The 22,901-nt window shown below is 57.6% G+C and carries 20 protein-coding genes and 1 pseudogene; 17 read left to right on the top strand and 4 right to left on the bottom strand.

The features are described from left to right. Positions 1-5 precede the first annotated feature (5 nt). From I5S59_RS01340 to I5S59_RS01290, 11 genes and pseudogenes are all read left to right on the top strand, one after another. Positions 6-1,139, top strand: coding sequence for an aminotransferase class V-fold PLP-dependent enzyme (locus tag I5S59_RS01340; protein WP_197875039.1), 1,134 nt, complete (start codon positions 6-8; stop codon positions 1,137-1,139). A 163-nt stretch (positions 1,140-1,302) separates the two neighbouring features. Further along, the gene (locus I5S59_RS01335; protein ID WP_197875038.1) at positions 1,303-2,448 is read left to right on the top strand and encodes an AI-2E family transporter; all 1,146 of its coding nucleotides are present in this window, start codon (positions 1,303-1,305) and stop codon (positions 2,446-2,448) included. 14 nt (positions 2,449-2,462) lie between these two features. Beyond that, a complete protein-coding gene (locus tag I5S59_RS01330) occupies positions 2,463-3,971 on the top strand; it encodes an efflux transporter outer membrane subunit (RefSeq protein ID WP_197875037.1) in 1,509 nt (502 codons plus the stop codon). A 17-nt stretch (positions 3,972-3,988) separates the two neighbouring features. Continuing rightward, a complete protein-coding gene (locus I5S59_RS01325; protein ID WP_197875210.1) occupies positions 3,989-5,086 on the top strand; it encodes an HlyD family secretion protein in 1,098 nt (365 codons plus the stop codon). Beyond that, positions 5,076-6,128 carry a DUF2955 domain-containing protein gene (locus tag I5S59_RS01320; RefSeq protein ID WP_197875036.1) on the top strand — a complete coding sequence of 351 codons (1,053 nt, stop codon included), beginning with the start codon at positions 5,076-5,078 and terminating at the stop codon, positions 6,126-6,128. The genes I5S59_RS01325 and I5S59_RS01320 overlap by 11 nt, the downstream gene beginning before the upstream one ends. Then, a complete protein-coding gene (locus I5S59_RS01315) occupies positions 6,122-6,565 on the top strand; it encodes a potassium channel family protein (protein WP_197875035.1) in 444 nt (147 codons plus the stop codon). Before I5S59_RS01320 ends, I5S59_RS01315 begins: the two co-directional genes overlap by 7 nt. A gap of 284 nt (positions 6,566-6,849) precedes the next feature. Then, positions 6,850-7,647, top strand: a complete 798-nt coding sequence (locus tag I5S59_RS01310) for an SDR family NAD(P)-dependent oxidoreductase (protein ID WP_197875034.1) — start codon at positions 6,850-6,852, stop codon at positions 7,645-7,647. Between the two features lie 105 nt (positions 7,648-7,752). After that, positions 7,753-8,409: a hypothetical protein gene (locus I5S59_RS01305; RefSeq protein WP_197875033.1), complete on the top strand. Its 657-nt coding sequence runs from the start codon at positions 7,753-7,755 to the stop codon at positions 8,407-8,409. Positions 8,410-8,614: 205 nt separating this feature from the next. Continuing rightward, a pseudogene (locus tag I5S59_RS26385) lies at positions 8,615-9,235 on the top strand (tyrosine-type recombinase/integrase). Positions 9,236-9,387: 152 nt separating this feature from the next. Further along, the gene (locus I5S59_RS01295; protein WP_197875032.1) at positions 9,388-10,176 is read left to right on the top strand and encodes a DNA polymerase beta superfamily protein; all 789 of its coding nucleotides are present in this window, start codon (positions 9,388-9,390) and stop codon (positions 10,174-10,176) included. A gap of 197 nt (positions 10,177-10,373) precedes the next feature. Continuing rightward, on the top strand, positions 10,374-12,233 hold the full coding sequence (locus I5S59_RS01290) for an ATP-dependent nuclease (protein WP_197875031.1): 1,860 nt from the start codon (positions 10,374-10,376) through the stop codon (positions 12,231-12,233). 271 nt (positions 12,234-12,504) lie between these two features. On the opposite strand, the gene I5S59_RS01285 is transcribed toward I5S59_RS01290, so the two are convergent. Further along, on the bottom strand, positions 12,505-13,053 hold the full coding sequence (locus tag I5S59_RS01285; RefSeq protein ID WP_197875030.1) for a hypothetical protein: 549 nt from the start codon (positions 13,051-13,053) through the stop codon (positions 12,505-12,507). Between the two features lie 662 nt (positions 13,054-13,715). On the opposite strand from I5S59_RS01285, the gene I5S59_RS01280 reads away from it, so the two are divergent. The 5 genes from I5S59_RS01280 (at position 13,716) to I5S59_RS01260 (ending at position 19,665) form a co-directional block, all read left to right on the top strand. Beyond that, positions 13,716-14,057 carry a DUF6124 family protein gene (locus I5S59_RS01280; RefSeq protein ID WP_197875029.1) on the top strand — a complete coding sequence of 114 codons (342 nt, stop codon included), beginning with the start codon at positions 13,716-13,718 and terminating at the stop codon, positions 14,055-14,057. Between the two features lie 272 nt (positions 14,058-14,329). Continuing rightward, positions 14,330-15,283, top strand: coding sequence for a sensor domain-containing diguanylate cyclase (locus tag I5S59_RS01275; protein WP_197875028.1), 954 nt, complete (start codon positions 14,330-14,332; stop codon positions 15,281-15,283). Positions 15,284-15,673: 390 nt separating this feature from the next. After that, positions 15,674-16,180: a sigma-70 family RNA polymerase sigma factor gene (locus I5S59_RS01270; RefSeq protein ID WP_197875027.1), complete on the top strand. Its 507-nt coding sequence runs from the start codon at positions 15,674-15,676 to the stop codon at positions 16,178-16,180. Next, positions 16,177-17,175 carry a FecR domain-containing protein gene (locus I5S59_RS01265; RefSeq protein WP_197875026.1) on the top strand — a complete coding sequence of 333 codons (999 nt, stop codon included), beginning with the start codon at positions 16,177-16,179 and terminating at the stop codon, positions 17,173-17,175. The genes I5S59_RS01270 and I5S59_RS01265 overlap by 4 nt, the downstream gene beginning before the upstream one ends. An 81-nt stretch (positions 17,176-17,256) precedes the next feature. Continuing rightward, positions 17,257-19,665, top strand: a complete 2,409-nt coding sequence (locus I5S59_RS01260) for a TonB-dependent siderophore receptor (RefSeq protein WP_197875025.1) — start codon at positions 17,257-17,259, stop codon at positions 19,663-19,665. 90 nt (positions 19,666-19,755) lie between these two features. Here I5S59_RS01260 and I5S59_RS01255 read toward each other — a convergent pair whose 3' ends face one another. From I5S59_RS01255 to I5S59_RS01245, 3 genes are all read right to left on the bottom strand, one after another. Further along, positions 19,756-20,808, bottom strand: coding sequence for a GGDEF domain-containing protein (locus tag I5S59_RS01255; protein ID WP_197875024.1), 1,053 nt, complete (start codon positions 20,806-20,808; stop codon positions 19,756-19,758). 213 nt (positions 20,809-21,021) lie between these two features. Further along, positions 21,022-21,462 carry a CopD family copper resistance protein gene (locus tag I5S59_RS01250; protein ID WP_128323552.1) on the bottom strand — a complete coding sequence of 147 codons (441 nt, stop codon included), beginning with the start codon at positions 21,460-21,462 and terminating at the stop codon, positions 21,022-21,024. A 29-nt stretch (positions 21,463-21,491) separates the two neighbouring features. Then, positions 21,492-22,163: an SOS response-associated peptidase family protein gene (locus I5S59_RS01245; protein ID WP_197875023.1), complete on the bottom strand. Its 672-nt coding sequence runs from the start codon at positions 22,161-22,163 to the stop codon at positions 21,492-21,494. A gap of 223 nt (positions 22,164-22,386) precedes the next feature. On the opposite strand from I5S59_RS01245, the gene I5S59_RS01240 reads away from it, so the two are divergent. Further along, complete coding sequence (locus I5S59_RS01240; protein WP_128323554.1) at positions 22,387-22,896, top strand: ProQ/FinO family protein; 510 nt, start codon at positions 22,387-22,389, stop codon at positions 22,894-22,896. The last annotated feature ends 5 nt before the right edge of the window (positions 22,897-22,901 follow it).

Here is a 22,901-nt window from a genome sequence, read left to right as displayed (position 1 = left end):
ACCGCATGTCAAAGCTATATCCCAGCATCGATCCTGAGGGGCTGGTTGAGTACTCGGTGGTCTACACCGACCGCTCGCTCAACCACATGTCGCAGCAGTTTCAAGGCGTGATGAAGAACATTTCCAGCACCCTGAAACAGGTCTACAACGCCCAGGCAGTGGCGGTGGTGCCGGGCAGTGGCACCTTCGGCATGGAAGCGGTAGCACGGCAGTTTGCCACCGGCCAGCAATGCCTGGTGATACGCAACGGCTGGTTCAGTTATCGCTGGAGCCAGATCCTGGAGATGGGCAACATCCCGGCGGCCACCACGGTGCTCAAAGCCCGACCGGTCGAAAGCGGTCGCCAGGCTGCCTACGCGCCTCCCCCGCTGGACGAAGTGCTGGCTGCCATTGCGGTGCACAAGCCGCAGATTGTCTTCGCTCCCCACGTTGAAACCTCCTCAGGGATCATCCTGCCCGACGACTACCTGCGGGCCGTCGGCGACGCCGTGCATGCGGTGGGTGGCCTGTTCGTGCTGGACTGCATCGCCTCGGGCACGATCTGGGTTGATATGCACAAGTGCGCTGTAGACCTGCTGATCAGCGCACCGCAAAAAGGCTGGAGCGCCTCCCCTTGCTGTGCCCTGGTGATGTTCAGTGCCTTGGCTCTGGAGCGCATCGAGCAGACGCAAAGCAGCAGCTTTGCCTGCGACCTGAAAAAGTGGCTGCAGATCATGCAGGCCTACGAACAGGGCGGGCATGCCTACCATGCGACCATGCCCAGCGATGCCCTCGCGCGCTTCAACGACGTGATGAAAGAGATGCAAGCCTACGGTTTCGACAAGGTCCGCGATGAACAACAGGCGCTGGGCGACCGGGTGCGCGCAATGCTCACCGGCAAAGGCATCAAAAGCGTGGCTGCAGTCGGCTTTCAGGCCGCTGGCGTGGTGGTGAGCTACACCGATGATGCCGACATCAAAAGCGGCAGGAAATTTGCCGAGCACGGCCTGCAGATCGCCGCCGGCGTACCGTTGCAATGCGACGAGCCGGCCGACTTCCAGACCTTCCGCCTCGGCCTGTTCGGGCTCGAAAAGCTGCACAATATCGAGCGCACGGTCAGCACCCTGGAGCAGGCCCTGGACGAAGTGCTAGTCAACTAAGCCCTCATCTTGCCGTCAGCCAGCCCATGGTGCTGTGCGTCTACCCATAGCTGCCCTTCACGGAGGGCAGCTACCGTTGCGAGAGCTTGGAGCTCCCGGCAAATCAACGTCTATGCTGCCTAAGCGTATCCCGATCCTGGTGCGAATCGCGAGGGACTAGACAATGTTGCGCACGAACATTTCTGCAAGGGCGCTGTCCGGTGGGTTGCTCGATGTTCTAATTCGCGCCGGCCTGATCACGGTGCTGGTGCTGTTCTGCTTCCAGATCTTTCATCCCTTTCTCAATTTGATGCTCTGGGCAGTAATACTGGCCATTACCCTGTACCCGCTGCACAACATGCTCAAGGGCAAACTGGGTAACAAGGACGGTCGCACCGCTACCCTGATCGTAGTGGTCGCCCTGGGCTTGCTGATGGTGCCGATTTACCTGCTGGGCACTTCGATCAGCGATTCGATCGAAGGCACCCTCGCCGTGCTCAGGTCCGACAGCCTGGAAATCCCGCTGCCAAGCGAAAAGATCGCCGCCCTGCCCCTGATTGGCAAACCGCTCTACACCTTCTGGATGCAGTCGGCGACCGACATGAGCAGCGTACTGATGAAGCTGATGCCTTACATCAAGACGGTCGGTTTGACCCTGCTGGGCAAGATGGCCGGTGTTGGCGTGGGCTTTCTGCTGTTCATCGGTGCCCTGATCATTGCCGGTGTGCTCATGGCCTACGGTGAAAACGGCGAACGCAGCGCCATCGCTATCGCCACCCGCCTCTCCGGCCCCACGCGCGGCCCGCGCATTACCGAGCTGTGCACCGCGACCATCCGCGCGGTCGCCCAGGGCGTGGTGGGTATCGCCTTTATCCAAATGCTGCTGGTGGGGGTCGGCTTCGTGCTCATGGGGGTGCCCGGTGCTGGGCTGCTGGCCATGCTCGCGCTGTTGATGGGGATCATGCAGTTGCCGGTGATTCTTGTGAGTTTGCCGGTAATCGCCTATGTCTTTGCCACTGAGGGAACCTCGCTTGCCACAATCGTGTTTGCCATCTACAGCCTGATTGCCGGCATGGCCGACAACATCCTCAAGCCAATGATGCTGGGCCGCGGCGTCGATGTACCTATGCCAGTGATCCTGATTGGTGCCTTGGGCGGTATGGTCAGCGGCGGTTTCATCGGGCTGTTCATCGGGCCGGTGGTACTGGCGGTCGCCTATCAACTGTTCTGGCAATGGGTCGAGGACAAACCGCTAATCGACGTACTGGATGAACAGTCGCGCGATGAGCAACCGCGACTTGAGAAACCAGACGAGCATCCATCGGGCTGAGGAGAGTGTGCTTGATGTCGTGTCCTGCTCGCATGAGCCGGCTGCTGCTGTGTGGCGCCTTGGGCCTGGGTGGCTGTGTGCGCCTTGGCCCTGACTTCCAGTCACCGACCCAGGCCTGGGTCGGGCACTGGAACACTCAGGCTCTGGAGCGTGTCAGCCAGCAACATACGCAACCCGATAGCCGGCAGTGGTGGCACGTATTTACCGACCCGGTGCTCGACCATCTGATCGCCGAGGCCGATGCCCACAATGCCGACCTGGAGATCGCCGGTCTGCGGGTAATGGAAGCCCGCGCACAATTGGGTATCGCGTTAAGTAACCGCTACCCCCAATTCCAGCAGGTCAGCGCCGACAGCGTCTACCTCAAGCGTCGCCAATGGGGCGGCGACAACCCGCAAGACAGCCATCTATGGCAACACAGCGCGGGTTTCGACGTCGGCTGGGAACTGGATTTCTGGGGCCGATTCAGCCGCGCCATCGAGTCGGCCGATGCGTCTTGGTTCGCCGCCCAAAGCAACTATGAAAACGTTCTGGTACTGCTTCACGCTCAGGTGGCGCAAACCTACTACGCGCTGCGTACCGCCGAGGCGCGCCTGCTCATCGCCAGGAACAACGCCAGACTGCAGAAGCGCAGCTATGAGATTACCGAGCGCCTGTTTACCAGCGGTGACAATGCCGAGCTAGACCTGCAACAGGCCAAGACTCAGTACCTGGGAACCCTGAGCACCATTCCCGATCTCGAGGCGCAGGTCGCAAGCACACGCAATGCATTGTCCACCTTGATAGGCCGCCCGCCCGGCGCGATGCCGGAACTCCATAGCAACACCGGTATGGTGCCCTTGGTCGACCGTGCCGTGCTGCAGGGTGTGCCGGCCGACTTGCTGTTGCGCCGCCCGGATGTTCGTACCGCAGAAGCACAGGTCGCAGCCCAATCGGCGCTGATCGGTGTCGCCGAGGCCGACCTTTACCCCTCCATCAGCCTGCTGGGCAGCATTGTGTGGTCCGCAAGCTCTCTGGACGGCACTTCCAACACCCTGGACCTGATCGGCGGGCCGAGCCTGCGCTGGGACGTGTTCGACCATGGCCGAATCACCAACAACGTGCGCATCCAGGATGCCCGCCTGCAGCAATTGATAGTCGTCTACCAGGACAGCGTTCGCCAGGCGGCACGTGAGGCCGACGATGCGGCCACCGGTCTGGTCAAGGCCCTGGAACGCGACCGTATCCTCAGCGAAGCGTCGATTGCCGCCGAGCGCTCGGTATCCCTGGCCAATGCCCAGTACCGTGAAGGCTATTCGGATTTCCAGCGGGTACTCGATGCCCAGGCTGCCCTGTTCGCCCAGCAGGATAACTACCTGGTCAATCGCAACACGGCCGTCAACAGCCTGATCGCTCTGTACAAGGCCCTCGGCGGCGGTTGGTACAGTGACCGTCCGCTGCTCGACCCCGCCACCCGCCAACAGATGCAGCAACGCACCGACTGGGGCAACCTGCTCGATGAAGCGAAGGAAGGTGTCAATTGAGTGACCGCCAACAAGAGATGGAAGTAACTGCACCGTCGCCTGTGGCCGACCCGGCAAAAAAAGCGCTGAATTGGGTTGCTGTGCTGATCGTCCTGAGCCTGGTCTGGTACCTGCTGGCCGACCGCTTTACCCCCTACACGCAACAGGCACGGGTGCAGACATTCATCGTTCCGGTGGCGGCGGAGGTCGCGGGCACTGTCACCAAAGTCAACGTGCGCAACAACCAGGACGTCAAGGCCGGCGACGTCCTGTTCGAGGTGAACCCGCAGCACTACCAGATCGCTGTCGACCGCGCGCGTGCCGACTTGCAGAGCACCCGCAAGCAGATCGGCGCCAACACCGCCGGCATCGACTCCAAGGTGGCGTCGCTGAAAGCGGCCCAGGCCAACGAAGTCATGTCCCGCAAGGACCTCCAACGCCTTGAGCGTCTGTACAAGGAAGACCCTGGGACCATCTCCGTACGCCGGCTGGAAATTTCCCGCTCCACCCTCGATGCGGCCGTCGCCCATGTCGCCGCAGCGCGGGCAGAAGTAGAACGCGCCCGAGAAACCCAAGGTGGCAGTGACGAGAAAAATGCCCAGCTGCTCAGCGCCATTGCCACTGTGGACAAGGCCGAGCTGGACCTGGCCAACAGCTCGGTTCGTGCCCGCTCGGACGGGCTGGTCACCGACCTGCGCACCGATGTTGGCCAGTTCGCCGCAGCCGGTGCGCCGTTGATGACCTTGATCGCCATCCACGATGTGTGGGTCACGGCCGACATGACGGAGAACAACCTGGGCAAGGTCAGGCCCGGGACCCCGGTGCGCATCGTGCTGGATAGCCTTCCCGGCACGGTATTCGAAGGCCGTGTGCGCAGCATCGGCTATGGTGTGAGTACCGGCCAGAGCACGCCAGCCGGGACCTTGCCCACAGTGCAGAACAGCCGTGACTGGCTGCGCCCGGCCCAGCGTTTTCCAGTGATCATCGAGCTTGCGCCCGGCCAGTTGAGCGACCTCAGCGGCATCCGTGTCGGTGGCCAGGCCGAGGTCATGGCGTTCCCCAGCGAAGGCAACCCGCTGAACCTGCTGGGCCGGCTGTTCCTGCGCGTGATGAGCTGGATGTCGTATGCCTACTGAACAACAAGTCCGTGCCAGGCGAGCCCTGCGCCTGGCCACTGGCACTGCGCTGTGCCTGGCCGCAAGCTTCGGCCTGGCCCTGCCGATCCCGTTCATCGCACCGATGCTGGCGCTGACGATGCTGGCGGCGATGAATCGACCACTGCCGTTCAAGGCCAGCCTGGGCCTGACGGTGGTGCTGATGGTGACCACCGGCAGCGGCTTGCTGTTGATACCGCTGCTGCATTACTACGCGCTGACCGGTGTGATACTGGTCGGCCTGTGCCTGTTTCTGGTGTTCCGCTATGGCATGAGTGGCGGCAATTCGCTGGTCGCCACCTTCATGGTGGTTGGCTTGACGATGATCAGCGCGGCCGGCGCTACCGAGTTCGACCTGGCACTGCAGGTGATCGTGTCGCTGGTCAAGGGCTTGCTCCTGGCCGTCACAGTGGTGTCGATCAGCCACTGGCTGTTCCCTGACCCGCTCGGCGCCCAGCCGCCCGCCCCCACCCCAGCCCTGTCGGCCGACGAAATCAGCTGGTTGGCTTTGCGCGCAGCACTGGTGGTGATGCCCGCCTTCCTGTTGGCGCTGATCGATCCGGCCAGCTACATGCCGATCATCATGAAGTCGGTCAACCTCGGCCAGCAGAGCACCGCCACCCGTGCACGCACTGCCGGGCGGGAGCTGCTCGGCTCGACCCTGCTCGGCGGCCTGATGGCGATTCTCTTCTGGTTCGCCCTGGGCCTGTTCGTCAACCTGTGGATGTTCTTCCTGTGGATGCTGCTGTTCGGGCTGGTGCTGGCCCGAAAGCTCTACGGGCTGAGCCCGGGCAGCTACACGCCGGGCTTCTGGCTCAACAGCCTGACGACCATGATCATTCTGCTCGGCCAGTCGGTGCAGGACAGCGCCGCCGGCAAGGATGTCTACACCGCCTTCGCCATCCGCATGGGGCTGTTCATCCTGGTCACCCTGTACGCCTGTGCGATGGTTTACCTGCTCGACAAGCGCCGGCAACGTCGAAATGCTTCCAAGCCACCTGCTGAAGAGGGTCACCCATGCTGATCAATTTTCTGGTAGGCCTGCCGGTGATCGTGCTCTGTGTTGTGTTGCAGGCAGTGTTTCTAGCCCTGTGCGCGCGTCGCTATGTGTCGCTGCGACGCAAGATGAACCTGAGCCCCTCCTGGGGCGATGACGTGCGCTTGCTGTCGATGGTCATGGTGGTGATGCTCATCGGCAACTACGTGCAGATGGCTTTATGGGCGCTGTTGTTCCTGCTGCTCGGTGAGTTCGAGGACTTCATCACCGCGCTGTACTTTTCCGGAGTGACCTTCTCCACCCTGGGCTATGGCGATGTGGTCCTCAGCCCGCAATGGCGCTTGCTCAGTCCACTGGAGGCGGCCAATGGCATACTCATGTTCGGTGTTTCAACCGCAATCATGACCGCTGCGGTGATGGACATCATCAAACAGCACACGTCTGGCGAGCATGCAAAGCGATAGAGGCCTACGGACCTTCACCCCCGGAATAGGCGCAAAGCGCTCCAAATCACCGGGACAAACCTTATTCACGGGTCATTCGCCTGAGCCAGCGTCCTGTAGCGAATTACCGCCACTTCATTCCTTCTCGTTCTCCTGTCCCTGCCTGCTTTGCGGCGCCACGCTATGGCGGCGGCGCTGAGCGGTGTCTTCATCAGCCTGGACCTTGGCTATGCTGCATATCGGTCGCCAGCAGGCTGTCGCTGGCACGCCCTCCATCGCTGCAACTCACGCACAGGAGCCACCCCATGAACATCGACCTCGGCGCGCGCACCGCCATCATCAGCGGCTCGACCGGCGGCATTGGCCTGGCCATCGCTCGCGGCCTGGCCCGCGCCCACGCCGACGTAGTCATCGCCGGCCGTAGCCAGAATTCGCTGGATGCCGCCCTGGCCGAGCTGCGCGCCCAAGGCGGACGAGGCCAGGTGCAGGGCGTCGTCGCCGATCTGGGCACCGCCGCGGGTGCCCAAACCTTGATCGCCGCCCATCCCGAGGCCGACATCCTGGTCAACAACCTGGGCATCTACGACGATGTCGACTTCTTCGAAGTAGACGACAGCGAATGGGCCCGCTTCTACGAAGTCAACGTACTGTCGGGCGTGCGTCTGGCTCGCCACTACGCCCCGGGAATGGTGAAAAAGGGCTGGGGGAGGATTCTGTTCATCTCTTCGGAATCGGGCATCGCCATCCCTGCCGACATGATTAACTACGGCGTGACCAAGAGCGCCAACCTTGCCGTCTCGCACGGTCTGGCCAAGCGTCTGGCAGGTACCGGCGTCACCGTCAATGCCGTGCTGCCCGGGCCGACCCTGAGCGACGGCGTCGCCAACATGGTGGCCGAAGCCGCCAAGGCCTCCGGTCGCAGCATCCGCGAAGAAGCTGACCATTTCGTGCGCAGTGCCCGCCCGAGTTCGATCATCCAGCGCGTTGCCGACGTCGACGAAGTCGCCCACCTGGTGGTTTACCTCGCTTCCCCTTACTCCTCCGCCACCACTGGCGCAGCCCTGCGGGTCGACGGCGGTGTGGTCGACAGCCTCGCGATCTGAATCCAGCGTGTTTGAACACAAGGGCCGCATAGCGGCCCTTCGTCAAAGGCAGCTAGCGGCCTGAAGCAGCCATTCAATGCTCGACAACAACAGGGGCAATTCACCATGCAGGATCACGTACTCAAGCGCATCGATGACCTGATTTCGCGGGGCAATGCCGCAGCCCGGTCACAGTCGCCCCAAGACTACTGGATGAAAGATGTCGTGGAGGCACAGAGTTGGTTCTCGTCCGCGGCTAACGCGATACACCAGGTCGCCCCGCCTGGCAGTTTCTACATGGCAGAGTTGAAGAGGATCGTCGAGCATGAGCAACTTAACGGCGGCTTCCCAATTTCCTCCATCAAAAAACTTCTGGGTCTACTTCAGTCGGTGCAGCATGAAGCGCAAGCTGGGTTGCTGGTTAAGCTTGAGGACCAAGTAGTCGCCTTAGCGTTCGATGACTTCCTTGATCATGCGACGCAGTATCATAAGGCCGGTAAGCTCAAAGAAGCTGCTGTCCTGGGTTCTGCAGTGCTTGAAGACACTATCAAGCGAATAGCTCGGAAGTCTGAGATTGCGGTTAATGGTATGTCACTCGAACCTCTCATTGATGAACTGACCAAACGCAGCGTCTTTACACAAGTAAAGGCGAAGCGTTTGAAATCATACGCAGCGGTCCGCAACCACGCTCTTCACGCTGAGTGGGAGAAATTGGACATCAGAGACGTTGGCGCACAACTCTCTGGGCTTCGTGAACTTCTGGACGAGCATCTTTGGCGCTGACGTCGAACCGGTCGTTCCAGCCGATCGCTTTCGGTGGGAGCTGAACTCCAACGTCATGCAAAAGGAGTTCGCATGCTCCCTGAGATTTCCGGCTGAATCGGCCTTTGATTTTAGAAAAACCTGAGTGTCAGCAATGGGTCGAATAGCGACCACCACTCGTTGTGGCTGATTCACCCTGGTCCTCCCTGAACGTGGAGGACCAGCCATGAACACTATTGCTAGACACAGCCATCAGCCTTGGAACAAGGGAAGCTTGTCGGGCAGAAAGCCCCGCTCCGAGTCAGAGATATCTGGGCCATTCGGGTCAGACTCTAGCTCGCGGAGAGGACGTGTGATTTGGCGCTCTTCAACTTGGCCATCGACAGCAAGCTACGTGCCTGTGACTTAACCAAGCTGAGGATTCGAGACATCGTCCATGGGGAGCATGTTTCGTCATGGGCCATTGTGATGCAGCAGAAAACTCAGCACCCAGTGCAGTTTGAAGTCACTGAGCAAACTCGAACGGTTTTGGAGGCATGGATGCATCAGGCGCACCTCCGCAGCGAGGACTTCTTAATTTCCGACCCGATTGCACGCTTCAGACCATCTTTCCACTAGGCAATACGCTCGAATAGTCAAAGCGTGGGTGACAGCCATTGGCCTGGACCCAACCATGTACGGTACTCAAACACTACGGCGAACCAAAGCATCGCTTATCTATCGCAGGACGAAGAACCTGAGAGCTGTTCAGTTTCTGCTTGGGCACACGAAGCTTGAAAGCACCGTCAGATACCTGGGAATCGAGGTCGATAATGCCCTAGAAATGGCGGAACAAACGGAAGTCTGACTATCCATAGTGACGGTCAATGCTTGACCGTCGCTATCCCGACCTATAGCTGACGGTCGCGAAGGGCTGAGTTAGGCCAGAAGCAGCCACTGGACAGTCCGTCTACGAATGAGTAGCGTACAAGCGAAATATTATCCATTTTGAGTTCGCACATGGTTTCTTTGGCTATTCAGGAAGAAGTTAGAAACCGCCTTCGCCGTGCTGAGGAAGAGCATGACGTGAAGGTGCTTTTAGCCGTTGAATCTGGCAGCCGCGCCTGGGGATTTGCCTCTCCCAATAGTGACTATGATGCGCGCTTCATCTATGTCAATAAACCAGAATGGTATCTCTCTATTGGCCTCGAAGAACAACGTGACGTCATTGAGTATCCGGTCATAGATGACATGGACATAAGTGGCTGGGACCTGCGTAAGGCACTGAGACTATTCTGGAAGTCCAACCCAGGTTTTGTGGAGTGGGTGCAGCCCACTAATATTTACGAAAAATCAGGTTCTTTCCACGAACGGGCTAAGGATTTACTACCATTAGTGTACTCAGTCGAGAGTGGCATCCACCATTATCCCAGCATGGCCAAAACCAACTACAGAAGCTACTTTCAGGCCCCTCAGGTACCCTTACAGAAGTACTTTTACGTGCTGCGCCCCTTGTTGTCGGTGCGGTGGCTGGAACAGTTTCATAAGCCCGCCCCCATCGAATTTGACAAGCTGCGTGGCAGCATTGAAGGAGAGCCCGAATTCCAGCAAGCCATCGATGACCTGCTTGCAATAAAACTCCAGTCCCCGAAAATGGGGCTATCGCTCCAGGTCATGCCCATCCAACAATTCATTGAGCGAGAACTGCATCGACTTGAGACCATCAAGCCGCTCCGAAGAGAACGCACAGAGGTTGAGCCGTTACTTTCCGGACTTTTTCGCTCTTTGCTCAAAGAAGCCTGGGGGTGACGGGCAGCGTCGCGGCCCCTTTATAGTTCAGTCTGAACTCGCGATCCAGGTTGCATGCTTCCTCAGATCGTTACCCGCTCACATCGATGACTATGAGTCAATAAAAGACCATAGAGCCAAAATCATTTTAAAAAACAAGTGAAAAACACTTCCCGCTTACGTCGCCAACTTACAATTGAGCACCAAGGAGCAATGCTGTGAAATTTCCGATACAGTTAACTGCGAACATAAGAAGCCATAATGGGCCTATTAATAGAAACCTTGTCCTGAATAACGGGCTGACAGTCCTTTTGGGGCCCAATGGATCAGGTAAAACCCACATCCTTCGGGGCCTAAAAGACAGTTTCGAAAGTCATGTTGATGGGAAGAAAGTACGTTTCCTCTCTGCAGGACGAATGGGAATGTTGGAGCAATTTAGGTCCAACTATGATGGTTATCGCCCTAATCCAGAGTATGACAACGCTTCATATGGTGCCAAAAGTGACTCCGTTCGGCGACATCTAATGGAAACACTAAATGGTGATTTCCAGACCCTTGCCGAGCGCGCGGACATTCTTATTAAAATTCAGGAGCGTCTTAGAAAGCTATTTAAGCGAGACCTACTTATAGAGTGGGACGCAGGAAGCTTGAAAATTTTGTTTTCTCGCATTGACGGTCAATCTCAGCCCTACTCCTCAGGACGTGAAGCATCAGGCTTAATGCATCTGGTGGGGATTCTTTCTGCGCTTTATGATGATGAAGTTGGTGCGTTGCTTTTAGATGAGCCCGAAGTCTCATTACATCCACAGCTACAAGCGTTTCTCCTCAAAGAAATTATTAGCGTGGCAGGTCATCCGTCCGAAGGCAAAAATAAGAAATTTGTTGTGATTGCAACACACTCCACCGAAATGATTCAGCTAGCACGCCCAGATGATTTGCTGTCACTTGTGTTTTGCTATGACCTGAACGCAGACCCAGTTCAAATAGCGGCAGATGCAGGTGAACTAAAAAACAAGAAAATCCAAGGTCTAATCGCTCGTCTCGGGCAGGAGCACAAGTTATCGTTGTTCTGCAAGCGCCCACTTTTGGTGGAAGGGCCTTCGGACTTAATGATATGTAGCGCTCTATCTAGCAAGGCCGATATGAATTTGGAGGCATCTGGTTCACAACTCCTTCCGGTAATTGGTAAGGGGCAGATGCCAATCGTTACAAAATTACTTCGCCTATTGGGTAAAGAGCCAGTCGCGCTAGCAGATGCCGATGGGGTCGCCGACGGCCTTGAATTGGTCAATCAGTTTCTCGCAAAATGCCCACTTGCTGATCAAGATGCTGCAAACCTAGGATTTTCTTCAGCATCTGCCATGGCGGGTACTATATACGGTGATTTTTGTAAGCTTGTACAAGACAGGTGGTCTGAGATCTCCACAAACGCGGAAACTCACCCCTATTGGACAAACAAAAAAGAAGGCGAAATCGATATCGCGCAGCGCCGAGCTGCATTTTGCACCCTTTTCTCATCCCCCGACGTCGTTTTAGCTAGTTTATCAAGCGATAATGCTTGGACTAATATCAAAAAACGATTATGCGTTTTATTGGACGTACTCGAGAAGTCCGGACTTTTTGTGCTAAGGCGGGGGTCAATTGAGTCTTATTATCAAGTGTCAGATAGATTTACCTCTATAGGTAAGCCAAGCGCGGCTGCCGATGAAATGGAATCCATAAGCCAACTTGATAAACTAGCGATCCAAGGGCCGTACGATGATATTTTGAGATGCGTGCAATTTGCTTCGAACACAGAGTCAATTTGCGAAGCTGATGCCCTAAGAGATCTCCTACTTGCTGTCGCGGCACCAGCACATGCAAGGTTAAAGTCCGACGGTTCCGCGAATGACTTCAACACCTTAGCTAGATCAATACTTGGCGATCGCTCAAAAATATTCGATCTTACTGTAAGAGATGATTCACTAGTTATATCTATAGCAAGCAACATACTAAGTATCACTGGCTTTCCACTGACAATCCGCAAGGATGATGATTTGGTCAGGATTATTAGTTCGACGCTTTCGGAAAATGTATAACCCCCCAACGGACACACTAAAAATGTGTAGCTAAACTCACACGCCGTCACACTTTCTAGAGTTAAAGGCGCCGATTCGGAAAATTGAATCGGCCCGTTTTACAGCCATGCTGGAATGACTGCTTTTGGCCGGATGCGGACGGCTACTGAAGTCAGCTTCCAGCCATGTGCTGCCGGGAACGCCAGAAGAAGAGGTCTTTCACGTTTGACATGAGTAGTGCCTGGAGGCAAACACCGCCGGCAGGAAGGCGTCCGTACGATGGATAGTTAGGTCACTCGCGACGCTTCGACATTTCTCCGACGCTCTGACTAAGCGACGCGAGTGAGCGTTCGATGACTGCGAGGCCCCCATGTGCTTCTGTATCTGCTGCCAAGGCCTGTTCGTTTTCACGCAGGTCAAGCAGTGACTTCTGCGCCGCATCAGACAACCCAGTATCGGGTAAGCGCAGACAAGACACCTTGAGTAAGTGATATAGCCGGTCTTCATTGACCGTCGCTCGCTTCACATGGTGGCGAAGTAGCCCAGCGACGAAGAAGAGCGTCAACACGAAGCCGCTGAGCATTATGTACCCCAAATTGTGTTCCGCTGCCAACTTCGTGAAGTCTACAGTTGAGGGCTGTTGCAGGCCTGCAGAACTCGCGGCCGTGATCGCCGAAGCGGTAGTTTGGAGGAGCTGAATGAGATAACTGCCAAAGGCTAGCGAGCCCATAAACACCACCACGGCGAAAAAAAGCATCGTGATGAGATGGACTCTTGCTCGACGTCGATGAAACTGCAATGCGTTCCGAACTTCCCGAACAACGGCTTCAAGATCATGCATAAGTGACTCCTAGGTCCCTAACGTAAGGGTGATCGCACCGACCCGCAGGCCATTTCTGGCGTTGTGCTCTAAATCGGGACGAAAAAGAGCTTATAGCCGAGCTTTGCAGCATCTATTCCGTAAAGCCTACACGCAATGGGTGCCGGTTTTTGCGAAATGGCACATTTTGCGGCGTCATGCGAGACATGAGCAGAAGAGGTTTATGTGAGCGACGGCTTTGAGGCTTTCATCAGAATGACCGCTCAGGGTCGGAACCGGTCGTTCAAGAAAGGCTGAATCCACAGCCGAAAGCAGCCATTGCTCATCCCCCTTGTATCCCCTCCCCAACCCCGCTACCCTTCCCTTCGTCGCTGTAAATCCAGCGACCAGGTTTGGTCACCTGCGAAATCAAGGCGCACAAGCGCCCCATCCGATTCAGCTGGCGCTTTTTTTGTGCCTGCTGCTTCGTGTTATGGCGGCTGTGCGCGGGGCGCATTCGTGCGCGCCGGGTTCCTTGATTCCCGGTTGACCAACCTGCGTACAGTCGCCACCCATCGCTTGATCACGGTTTGTGGCGGCTCCTATTCAAGGAGCAGCACTGTCGAAAACGCGTTCCTGCGTACTGTCGCCCCTGATCGTTTGGTCACGGCCTGTGGCGGCTCCACCAATCAAGGAGCAACACCATGACAAAACCCGTTCCTGATCCCCCCCTCGTCACCAAATCCAGCACCACCTTCGGCTCCTGCGACGGCACCCACGATCCCCTGTTCGCCGTACGCCCCGGCGTGTCTGCCGAAGACGCGCTGATCCACGCCACCGTCCTGCTCAAAAGCGCTTACCAGACCAACGCCCAGGCCTGTGACATGGTCAATGCCGAGGTACGTGGTTTGCTGTGGGCGACCCAGCACTCGCTGGAAATGAGCCTCGCGCTGGTGGAAGCGTTGCTGGATGAAGTTGAGGCGCGTGCCGCAACCGCAGCAGTGCTGAGACGTACCGTGCTAGCGGGCCAAGCGCCGGTAGAGTGAGCTGAGTAATTGGTTCAGGCCGCAGATGCGGCCATCCGGTGATTTAACCTACCCGCGCTCCAGCTTTACGCAAGCCATACGGTTTTGGTGCGTCGCGTCCAATTGCGAGAGCACCATTGCTTCTGTGTGATGCTTTCCCTTTGGCTGGGTGTAGCCGCTTGCGATGAGCACTAAGGGCTGCAATCGGCCAGAAGCGCTCGTTCAGTAAATCCCCACGGCTGATTGCTTCAGGCTAGAGTGGCTTACTGAAATCGATCTGAGGGCTATTGCCTATGTCCGATGTAAGCGAGTTTGTTAATGACAGTGGGGTGTACAGAACCTTGCTGGAGTCGACCAAGGCGATTCCGTGGAAGATTGATTGGGCCACGATGAAATTCGCTTATATCGGCCCTCAAATCGAAGCACTGCTGGGCTGGAGTCCTGAAAGCTGGGTGAGCGTGGAAGACTGGGCTATGCGCATGCACCCAGAAGATCGCGAATATGTGGTGAATTTCTGCGTGTCCCAATCCCAGGCTGGCGTGGACCATGAGGCGGACTACCGAGCGCTGACAAAGGACAACGGCTATGTGTGGATTCGCGACGTTGTGCACGTGGTGCGCAATGACAGAGGCGAGGTCGAAGCACTGATCGGCTTCATGTTTGACATCAGCGAACGCAAGAAGACCGAGGACCAACTGCTGAGCTTGCAGAAAGAGCTAGAGGTGCTTTCGTTCAAGGACGGTTTGACGAATATCGCCAACCGCCGCCGCTTCGATAGCTGTTTTGAGTTGGAGTGGGAACGTGCGCGCCGCGAGCGCCAGCCACTGTCTCTGTTATTGCTGGATGTCGATTTCTTCAAGCAGTACAACGATTTGTACGGCCATATTCAAGGCGACAAATGTTTGATAGCGATCGCCCAGACGCTGAGTTTGGCGTTGGATGGCCCTCGCGATCTTGTCGCTCGCTATGGAGGCGAAGAGTTTGTCGTGCTGCTGCCCGAAGCCGATGCCGAGGTGGCGCGTAAAGTTGCTGACCGTTGCCAGCGGTTGATTCAGAAGCAGTCCATCGTGCATGCGCTATCGCCACATGGCCACCGCGTCACTGTCAGCATCGGCGCGGGCTCGGTGGTGCCAGGTGAGCTGGAAAAGCCTACCGACTTCATCAAAGCCGTAGACAAGCAGCTATATGCGGCTAAAAACAACGGTCGGCACCGAGTTGAATATGTACAGTTGGAAGGGTTGGCGTGAAAAAACAACTACCCGTCATTCATAGAGAACCTGTGAGCTACTGCTAAGGGTCGAAAGCGGCCGGAATGGGATTTAACGTCGGGAGCAATGGTCTTGCCCGATTTCTGCTGCAGTCGCCATCTGTGTGGGAGCGGGTTCACCCGCGAACACCGGCTAAGCCGGTGCCATCCACCGCAGTGCATCGTTCGCGGGTGAACCCGCTCCCACAGGGGACGCCTGGGCAAGTGGCTGCATTGGGTCGGTAGCTACCCTGCGCCACTGGCAGCTACCTGCCAAGAGCAACCATTACAAATCAGGCCAGTCATGCACTGCATCCTTCTGCGTTCTTGTCGCCACTCAATTAGTCAAATATGATACTACGTCTCATTTGCATCGATTCTTTGGCAACTCATGACCTCCGTCGATACCGCTCAGCTCGCTGCACTCTACGAACAGCAACACCGCTGGTTGCGTAGCTGGCTGTATCGGCAATTGAGCTGCTCACACCGCGCTGCTGATTTGATGCAGGACACCTTCATGCGCCTGCTGGTCAGCAACGAGACGTTTGAAGTCCGCCAGCCTCGCCCCTTTCTGGCCAAGGTGGCGCGCAGTGTCCTGTCCAACCACTACCGCCGCGCACGCTTGGAAAAAGCCTATCTGGAGGCGCTCCAGACCGAAGACGAAAGCGTGCTGCCGGACCTGGCGACCCAATTGATTATTTTCGAGACGCTGGTTCGACTCGACCAGGCACTCTGCGAACTGGATGTCGCCGTCAAAAAAGCGTTTCTCTGGTCGCAACTCGATGGGCTCAGCCACGGGGAAATTGCCGAGCGCCTGGGTATTTCAATCGCTACCGTCAAACGCCATATCATCAAGGCGGGTGCACAATGCATGCTGGTGATGGAAGCGCTGAAATGACTATCTCCGCAAACGCCGTTACTCGCGAACCATCACTCTCACCGAAAATGTGTGAGGAGGCGATGGCGTGGTGGCTCGACATGCAGGAGGCCAGTTTCGATTCACCCACACAGGCCGCCTTTATGGCATGGCGTAGTGAACACCCCTTGCATGAGATAGCCTGGGAAAAAGCCTTGGCCCTGGGGGAGCAGCTCGATTCATTGCGCACCCGAGGCGATCGAAACCTTGCCCGACAGGCCCTGTTGCTCCCCGCCCAGGAAGGGCTGAGCAGGCGTAGGGCAATCAAGGGCCTGGCCTTGCTGCTGACAGTGAGTGCCGGCGCATGGTCGGGTCGAGACAGCGAAGTGGTGTCGCGCATGAGTGCCGATTACGCCACGGGTGTGGGCGAGCAACGACGTGTTGCGCTGGCCCCGGATCTGTCGCTTGAACTCAATACCCGCAGTGCGATAAATGCCCATGCGACTGACCATCGCTGGCACCTTCGATTACTCAGCGGCGAGGTCTTGATCGACACTGCCGTGAACCCGGCTCTCTTTATCGATACCGCTCAGATTCGGGCGCAAACGACCTCGGCGCGTTTCACGGTACGCCAGTTTGACAACGGCTCAACCCAGTTGGCGGTCTATCGTGGCTCGCTTCAAGTAATCCCGACTCAGGCCAGCACCTGGACTGCCCTGCAAGCTGGACAACTGGCTCGTTTCGGGCCGTTCGGGATGCTCGATCAGGGTGCAATGCAAGCATCCGCTCCCGCCTGGGCCGAAGGCATGATTGTCGCCAACGGCCAGCCGCTCCAGGCGTTCCTAGATGAACTTGGCCGGTATCGTCATGGCCATCTCGGGTGCGACCCGGCATTGGCCAATCTGCGCGTATGGGGTACCTACCCGCTGGCAAACAGCGATCGAATCATCGAGGCCGTCGCCCAGACGCTGAAACTGGACGTACAGCGTTTCACTCGCCTGTGGATCAACCTGCGCCCTTTGCCAGCTAACGTTTGAAGTTTTTTCGTCCTCGATGAGCCGTTTTGATTTCTGGCGAGACTCATAGGCCATACATCAAAAATCATCGGGAAACTCCACATGCATCACCGCAGTGTTTCGTCCTACTCCGCTACCTCGCTCGCCACCACCCTTGGTTGCGCCGCAGCGGTACTGATCGCCACTTCATCGCCTGTGTTGGCAGCTGCCGATAGCAGCGTGCAACACTACGAAATTCCCCCGGCGTCACTAGGCACCGCGCTCAATCAACTGGGCCAGCAAGCCCATTTGCTGTTGTCCTTTCCCAATGACTTGATTGCCGGACAAAACAGCCCTGGCTTGAGTGGTGATTACACGGTCGACGGTGCTTTACAGGCGCTGCTTGAGGGCAGCCAGCTCATTGCGGTTCGCCAGCCGGATGGGCGATACACCCTCGAGCGGGCGCCGGTCACCCCCCGCGTGGCGCTGCAGAGCATTTCAATTTCGGGCAAAGCGCCCGGGTCGACTACAGAGGGCACCGGGCTCTACACCACCTACTCTTCCAGCAGCTCGACCCGTCTTAACCTGACCCCCAAAGAAACCCCGCAGTCGCTGACCGTCATGACCCGCCAGCGCCTGGATGACCAGCGCCTGACCAATCTCAGCGATACCCTCGATGCCACACCGGGCATCATCGTGTTGCGCGACGGACTGGGGGCCGAATCCGACGGCTATTTCTCCCGCGGCTTCGAGATTCAGAACTTTGAAATCGATGGTGTGCCCACCGTCAAGCGCATGGACAATTACACCCAGAGCATGGCCATGTATGACCGTGTGGAGGTGGTACGCGGTGCGACCGGCCTGATCAGCGGCCTGGGCAGCCCTTCAGCGACGATCAACCTGATCCGCAAGCGTCCGACCGCCGAGGCTCAGGCCAGCATCACCGCTGAAGCCGGCAACTGGGACCGCTACGGCACCGGCTTTGATGTGTCCGGCCCGCTGACCGAAACCGGCAACGTACGCGGTCGCCTGGTCGCCGACTTCAAGACCGAGCAGTCCTGGGTCGATCGCTACAAGCAGGACTCGCAACTGATCTACGGCATTACCGAGTTTGACCTGACTGAAGACACCCTGCTGACCATGGGCTTCAGTTATCAACGCACCGACGTCGACTCCGCCATGCGCTCCGGCCTGCCGACCCGCTTCACCGACGGCTCGCGCAGCAACCTCAAACGCTCGCTCAATTCGGCTCAGACCTGGTCATACAACGACCATGAACAAACCAGTTTTTTCACCTCGATCGAACAGCAGTTTGCCAATGGCTGGAGCGGGAAGATCGAACTGACCCACTCCGAAAACAAGTTTGACGAAGTCTTCAACTACGTCAACGGCAGCCTCAACCCGGACGGCAGTGGCACTACTCAGTTGCCAGTGCGTTTCTCCGGTATCCCGCGCCAGAACAACATCGACGCCTACCTGACCGGCCCGTTCGACCTGTTGGGCCGCGAGCATGAATTGATCGCTGGCGTGACCTTGTCCAACTACTACGAGAACGTGCCCGCCTACGGCGGTTGGAAATACGACTATTCCGGCTCTCCGGCCGGCGCGATCGACAACCTGCTGAACTGGAACGGTGATTCGCTGAATCCGGAATTCAACGTCACGGGTAAATCCACTACCGACGAAACCCAATACGCCGCCTACCTCGCCACGCGCCTGCACGCCACCGACGATCTCAGTATCTTGCTGGGCAGCCGCGTGATCGACTGGCATCGTGACATCGAGGATAAACCCTACGACGCAGACCACACCAAGACCAAAGAGTCGGAAACCGGCGTCTACATTCCGTATGCCGGCGTGGTGTATGACGTCAACGAAACGTGGTCGCTGTATGCCAGCTACACGAAAATCTTCAACCCTCAGTCGTCCTGGGTTCGCGACATCGACAACAAACCACTGGATCCGATGGAGGGCACCGGTTATGAAGTCGGAGTCAAGGGCAGCCACTTTGACGGCAGGCTGAACTCCAGCGTCGCGCTGTTCAAGATCGAGCAGGACAACCTGGCGATCTGGATCGATACCCCGGGCGGCAACACCTACAAGTCGGAACAGGGAACCACGACCAAGGGCGCTGAATTCACCCTGGACGGAGAACTGGCCGAAGGCTGGCAGGCCTCCGCCGGTTATGCCTACGCGGTCAGCACCGATGCTGACGACCAGCGTATCGTGACCACCCTGCCTCGCCACAGTCTCAAGACCTTCACCAGCTATCGCCTGCCAGGCATTCTGGACAAGGTCACCCTTGGCGGCGGTGTGAACTGGCAGAGCAAAACCGGAGCCGATCTGCATACCTTCACTCAGGGCAGCTACGCCGTCACCAACCTCTTGGCTCGCTACGACTTCAACCAGCATCTGAGTGCGTCAGTCAATCTGAACAACGTGTTCGACCGCGAATACCTCAGCTACGCCGGCGACCACGGCATGTACGGCGCGCCAAGAAACATCATGACGGGTATCAAATACACCTTCTGACGTTCACACGCTCCGGGCCGAGCCAGGGCCATCGGTTTCAATCACTGCTGGAAATCGATGGCTCGCAAGCGTTCGCTTAAAACAAGGTATTCAGGCCTGAATGGCTTCTACCCTGTTTCGACCCGATGACTTGCCCTTGTAGAGCGCGTAATCGGCCCGCGCAATGGCATTGCTGAGCACTTCGTCAGCACGGTACTGGGTAATGCCGATAGACAGCGTCACCTGGATTTTCTTGCCGTCATTGTCAATTTCCAGCACCTGAATGGCCTTGCGTAAACGCTCAGCAGTTTCCGCCGCCTGCTCAAGATCGGTGTCCGGCAATACCCCAAGAAACTCTTCGCCGCCCCAGCGACCAATAAAATCCTGTTCGCGCATCAGGCTTTGCAGGTGTTGGCTCACGGTAACGAGTACCCGATCGCCAACATCGTGCCCGTACTCATCATTGATCTGTTTGAAGTGATCGATATCCATCAACATCAAGGTGAGGTTGGTGGGACACCTGTGGTGGCGTGCCAGCAGCTTCTCGGTCAGGGCAACGATCTGCCGGCGATTGAACAGGCCGGTCAGCGAGTCGGTCATTGCCATCCGCGACAGGCTGGTGTGCGCGCGAGTTACCGTGATTGCATAGAACAGCGCCAGGTAGCTGAACATGCAGAACACCACGGTCAGGTTGAAGATGTTCACGCCCAGCAAGGCATTGGAGGAAATGGGTTGCAGCGGCTGCATGTACCACATGAGGACATACAACCCTGCATAGTAGATCCACAGGTGTGCAGCAAGGATCCACGCGATGCGGGCTCGCGTACTGACAAACAGGGCGGGAATGAACATCAGCAAATAATAGTGAAAGCCACTTTCCCAACCCACCAGCACCGTTCCCAGCCCGGCATGTACCAGCACTTCTGTTTGGATCAATGCGAAACCAAGGCGATTTCGCCGATGGACGAACGCTCGATAGGCGCACACATACATGGCCACACTGATAACGTTTATCCAGGCCAGAATGGGGGAGCCAAGCCAAAGGAAAATAAAGAAAAAGGCTACGTCAATACTGCCAGCCAATACGCAGCAACGCATTGAAAGCTGCCAGAACTCGGGACGAGCATCGCGCTTGTACAGGCTATTTGAATGCCTTGCTTGCATATCCCTTGCTTCCTGGTAGCCGCTTATGAGTCCTGCTTTCTAGGTAGTTCCTTATACCCGTGCGCCGCGGTGTAAAAAAAGGCTGACACCCCGTGCGCGCACCACACGGTACGAGACGCAGCCCCTAATGTCTACTGGCTATAGGCCAGTGACGGCCGGGCCGGATTTGCCGGGTGAGTCACTGCAGGCGCTGAAAGCCGCGGCAGATGACACCTACCAGCTCAACAGAAACATTGCCTTGGCCAGAAACAGAATGCCCAGCATCTGCACCAACACGCTGAGGTGGATCAGCCGTGAACGTGCCGGCGTCATGCGTCCTGTACGCATAAGGAACACCACGCCGAGGAAATGCCCGAGGATGCTCAAGGCCAGGCAGATCTTCAGCGTCAACAGCACGCCGAAACTGCTGGCAGAGGGCTCGGCCAGCGCGGCGCGGTAATGCCAGGCCAACCCCAGCCCTGCGCCAAACAGCACCAGTACCACCCAGTGCATGACCTTGCGTGCCCGCTGCCCCAGCGCCCTGGACAGCTGCTCACGCGGCCCGGGCTCCAGGCTGCGCACTGCCCGGCTCAAGATCATCACTTCAAAGAACACCCCACCGACGAAGAAGGCGGCAGCGGCCAGGTGGGCGAATTTCAGCAGCAGATAGGTCATGTCAACGCCTCTTCCGGGAGGGAAACACCTCAGCGATTGTTCAGTAGCTGGATGCTTACGGTTTCCTGCATGACCGCCTCGTAGTCGACGGGAAACCATTCGAAAATGTCATCAGACGCGGCTTGAGCCTGGACAATCTCGTGTGGCCGGCCTTTTTCAGTGGATACATCGATCCACTCCAGGGCCACTTCGGGGGACAGAATCAATGGCCGAACACCCCGCTCGTCCACTAAACCGCCCCGCTTTTCACCCACAAGCAGAACAAAGCCATCGTCGACAGTAGCGTCGCGCCCGGCACGCGGAAACTGGCCAACGGCGGCAATGAGGCAGGCCTGGCCGTCGCGGCGCCGCACATAGTGGGGGCGAGGAAGATCCGTTCCCCTGCTACTCCATTCGAACCAGCCATCGATCGGACACAAGGCTCGATGTTGCCAAACGGCTTTCCAGTAAGGACTGTGCGTGACCTTGTCGACCGGCGCATGGAACTGGGGCGATTTAACCTTGGCCCAGCGCGGAAACCAGCCCCAGCGGACTGGGTCGAAGACCAAACAATCGCTCTGGCCATGCACAAGCCCCACTGCGCCTTCTGGTGCAATGCTGGTTCGCGGTTGCAGCGGTTGCTGCTGACGAACCTCCTTGTGCCAACCTAAAGTCGAGATCAACTGGACAGGCGAGCTGAATTGAGCCAGTCGTTCACACATACCTGGTCTCCTCTGCGCACTGTGGCCAGCGCGCGGACAATCCATGAGCGCTACAAGCATGGATCATTGCTGTTTTCGGACTCAAGGGCAACGGCGTGAGGTACCGGTTTTATTGATCCATGCCAGCCTTTATGGGGATAAGCACCACCCTATTCATAGCCATCTTTGTGCTTGATGGAATATCCTTGCGCCACGCAATCAACTTCGAAGCAGTGAATTAACGATGGGTTTTGAACAACTAGCTGGGCTACGCGACCGCCTGCGGGCTGAAAAAGAGCAGGCAAAGGCCGAGACTGCGCCCGCCCCCAAACGCAAATCCGCCCCGAAGGCGCAGCCTCGTGAGCAAGATCCGGCGGTGGCAGCGATCTGGCCATTGCAGAAGCATTTTCCATTGGCATTCCCTGTCAGCCCGGCCCCCAAGGTGCCGCTCAAGGAAGGCATTTTCAAGGATGCCGAGCAGCACCTTGAGCTGCTTGGTATAACCCGCGAACAGCTCAAGTTGGGCATCGCCACCTGGTGCAAGGGCGCCCGTTACTGGACCTGCATGGTGGAGAATGCACCGCGCCTGGACCTGAACGGTCAAGCCGCGGGCACGGTGACCGCCGCCCAGGCGATTCATGCAAAGCAGCAAGCGGCGCGGCAACGCAGCCAGGACCGGCGCAATCGTGCGAAGTCAAAAGCACCTGTGCAGGCCCCAACCGCAACCACAGCCGTGGAACAGACTACGGACTGAACCCC

Source organism: Pseudomonas alkylphenolica (assembly GCF_016009175.1).
GTDB classification, from domain to species: Bacteria; Pseudomonadota; Gammaproteobacteria; order Pseudomonadales; family Pseudomonadaceae; genus Aquipseudomonas; species Aquipseudomonas alkylphenolica_B.
The sequence above is the reverse complement of the archived record's forward strand: the minus strand, read 5'-3'. Positions and strand labels throughout refer to the sequence as shown.

Excerpts from the sequence above, each read along its gene's own strand:
- I5S59_RS01320 (WP_197875036.1), top strand. The coding sequence starts at position 5,076 with ATGCCTACTGAACAACAAGTCCGTGCCAGGCGAGCCCTGCGCCTGGCC.
- I5S59_RS01250 (WP_128323552.1), bottom strand. The coding sequence starts at position 21,462 with ATGACCTATCTGCTGCTGAAATTCGCCCACCTGGCCGCTGCCGCCTTC.
- I5S59_RS01260 (WP_197875025.1), top strand. The coding sequence starts at position 17,257 with ATGCATCACCGCAGTGTTTCGTCCTACTCCGCTACCTCGCTCGCCACC.
- I5S59_RS01265 (WP_197875026.1), top strand. The coding sequence starts at position 16,177 with ATGACTATCTCCGCAAACGCCGTTACTCGCGAACCATCACTCTCACCG.
- I5S59_RS01305 (WP_197875033.1), top strand. The coding sequence starts at position 7,753 with ATGCAGGATCACGTACTCAAGCGCATCGATGACCTGATTTCGCGGGGC.
- I5S59_RS01315 (WP_197875035.1), top strand. The coding sequence starts at position 6,122 with ATGCTGATCAATTTTCTGGTAGGCCTGCCGGTGATCGTGCTCTGTGTT.
- I5S59_RS01275 (WP_197875028.1), top strand. The coding sequence starts at position 14,330 with ATGTCCGATGTAAGCGAGTTTGTTAATGACAGTGGGGTGTACAGAACC.
- I5S59_RS01325 (WP_197875210.1), top strand. The coding sequence starts at position 3,989 with ATGGAAGTAACTGCACCGTCGCCTGTGGCCGACCCGGCAAAAAAAGCG.
- I5S59_RS01255 (WP_197875024.1), bottom strand. The coding sequence starts at position 20,808 with ATGCAAGCAAGGCATTCAAATAGCCTGTACAAGCGCGATGCTCGTCCC.
- I5S59_RS01270 (WP_197875027.1), top strand. The coding sequence starts at position 15,674 with ATGACCTCCGTCGATACCGCTCAGCTCGCTGCACTCTACGAACAGCAA.
- I5S59_RS01280 (WP_197875029.1), top strand. The coding sequence starts at position 13,716 with ATGACAAAACCCGTTCCTGATCCCCCCCTCGTCACCAAATCCAGCACC.
- I5S59_RS01245 (WP_197875023.1), bottom strand. The coding sequence starts at position 22,163 with ATGTGTGAACGACTGGCTCAATTCAGCTCGCCTGTCCAGTTGATCTCG.
- I5S59_RS01330 (WP_197875037.1), top strand. The coding sequence starts at position 2,463 with ATGTCGTGTCCTGCTCGCATGAGCCGGCTGCTGCTGTGTGGCGCCTTG.
- I5S59_RS01295 (WP_197875032.1), top strand. The coding sequence starts at position 9,388 with ATGGTTTCTTTGGCTATTCAGGAAGAAGTTAGAAACCGCCTTCGCCGT.
- I5S59_RS01285 (WP_197875030.1), bottom strand. The coding sequence starts at position 13,053 with ATGCATGATCTTGAAGCCGTTGTTCGGGAAGTTCGGAACGCATTGCAG.
- I5S59_RS01340 (WP_197875039.1), top strand. The coding sequence starts at position 6 with ATGTCAAAGCTATATCCCAGCATCGATCCTGAGGGGCTGGTTGAGTAC.
- I5S59_RS01310 (WP_197875034.1), top strand. The coding sequence starts at position 6,850 with ATGAACATCGACCTCGGCGCGCGCACCGCCATCATCAGCGGCTCGACC.
- I5S59_RS01335 (WP_197875038.1), top strand. The coding sequence starts at position 1,303 with ATGTTGCGCACGAACATTTCTGCAAGGGCGCTGTCCGGTGGGTTGCTC.
- I5S59_RS01240 (WP_128323554.1), top strand. The coding sequence starts at position 22,387 with ATGGGTTTTGAACAACTAGCTGGGCTACGCGACCGCCTGCGGGCTGAA.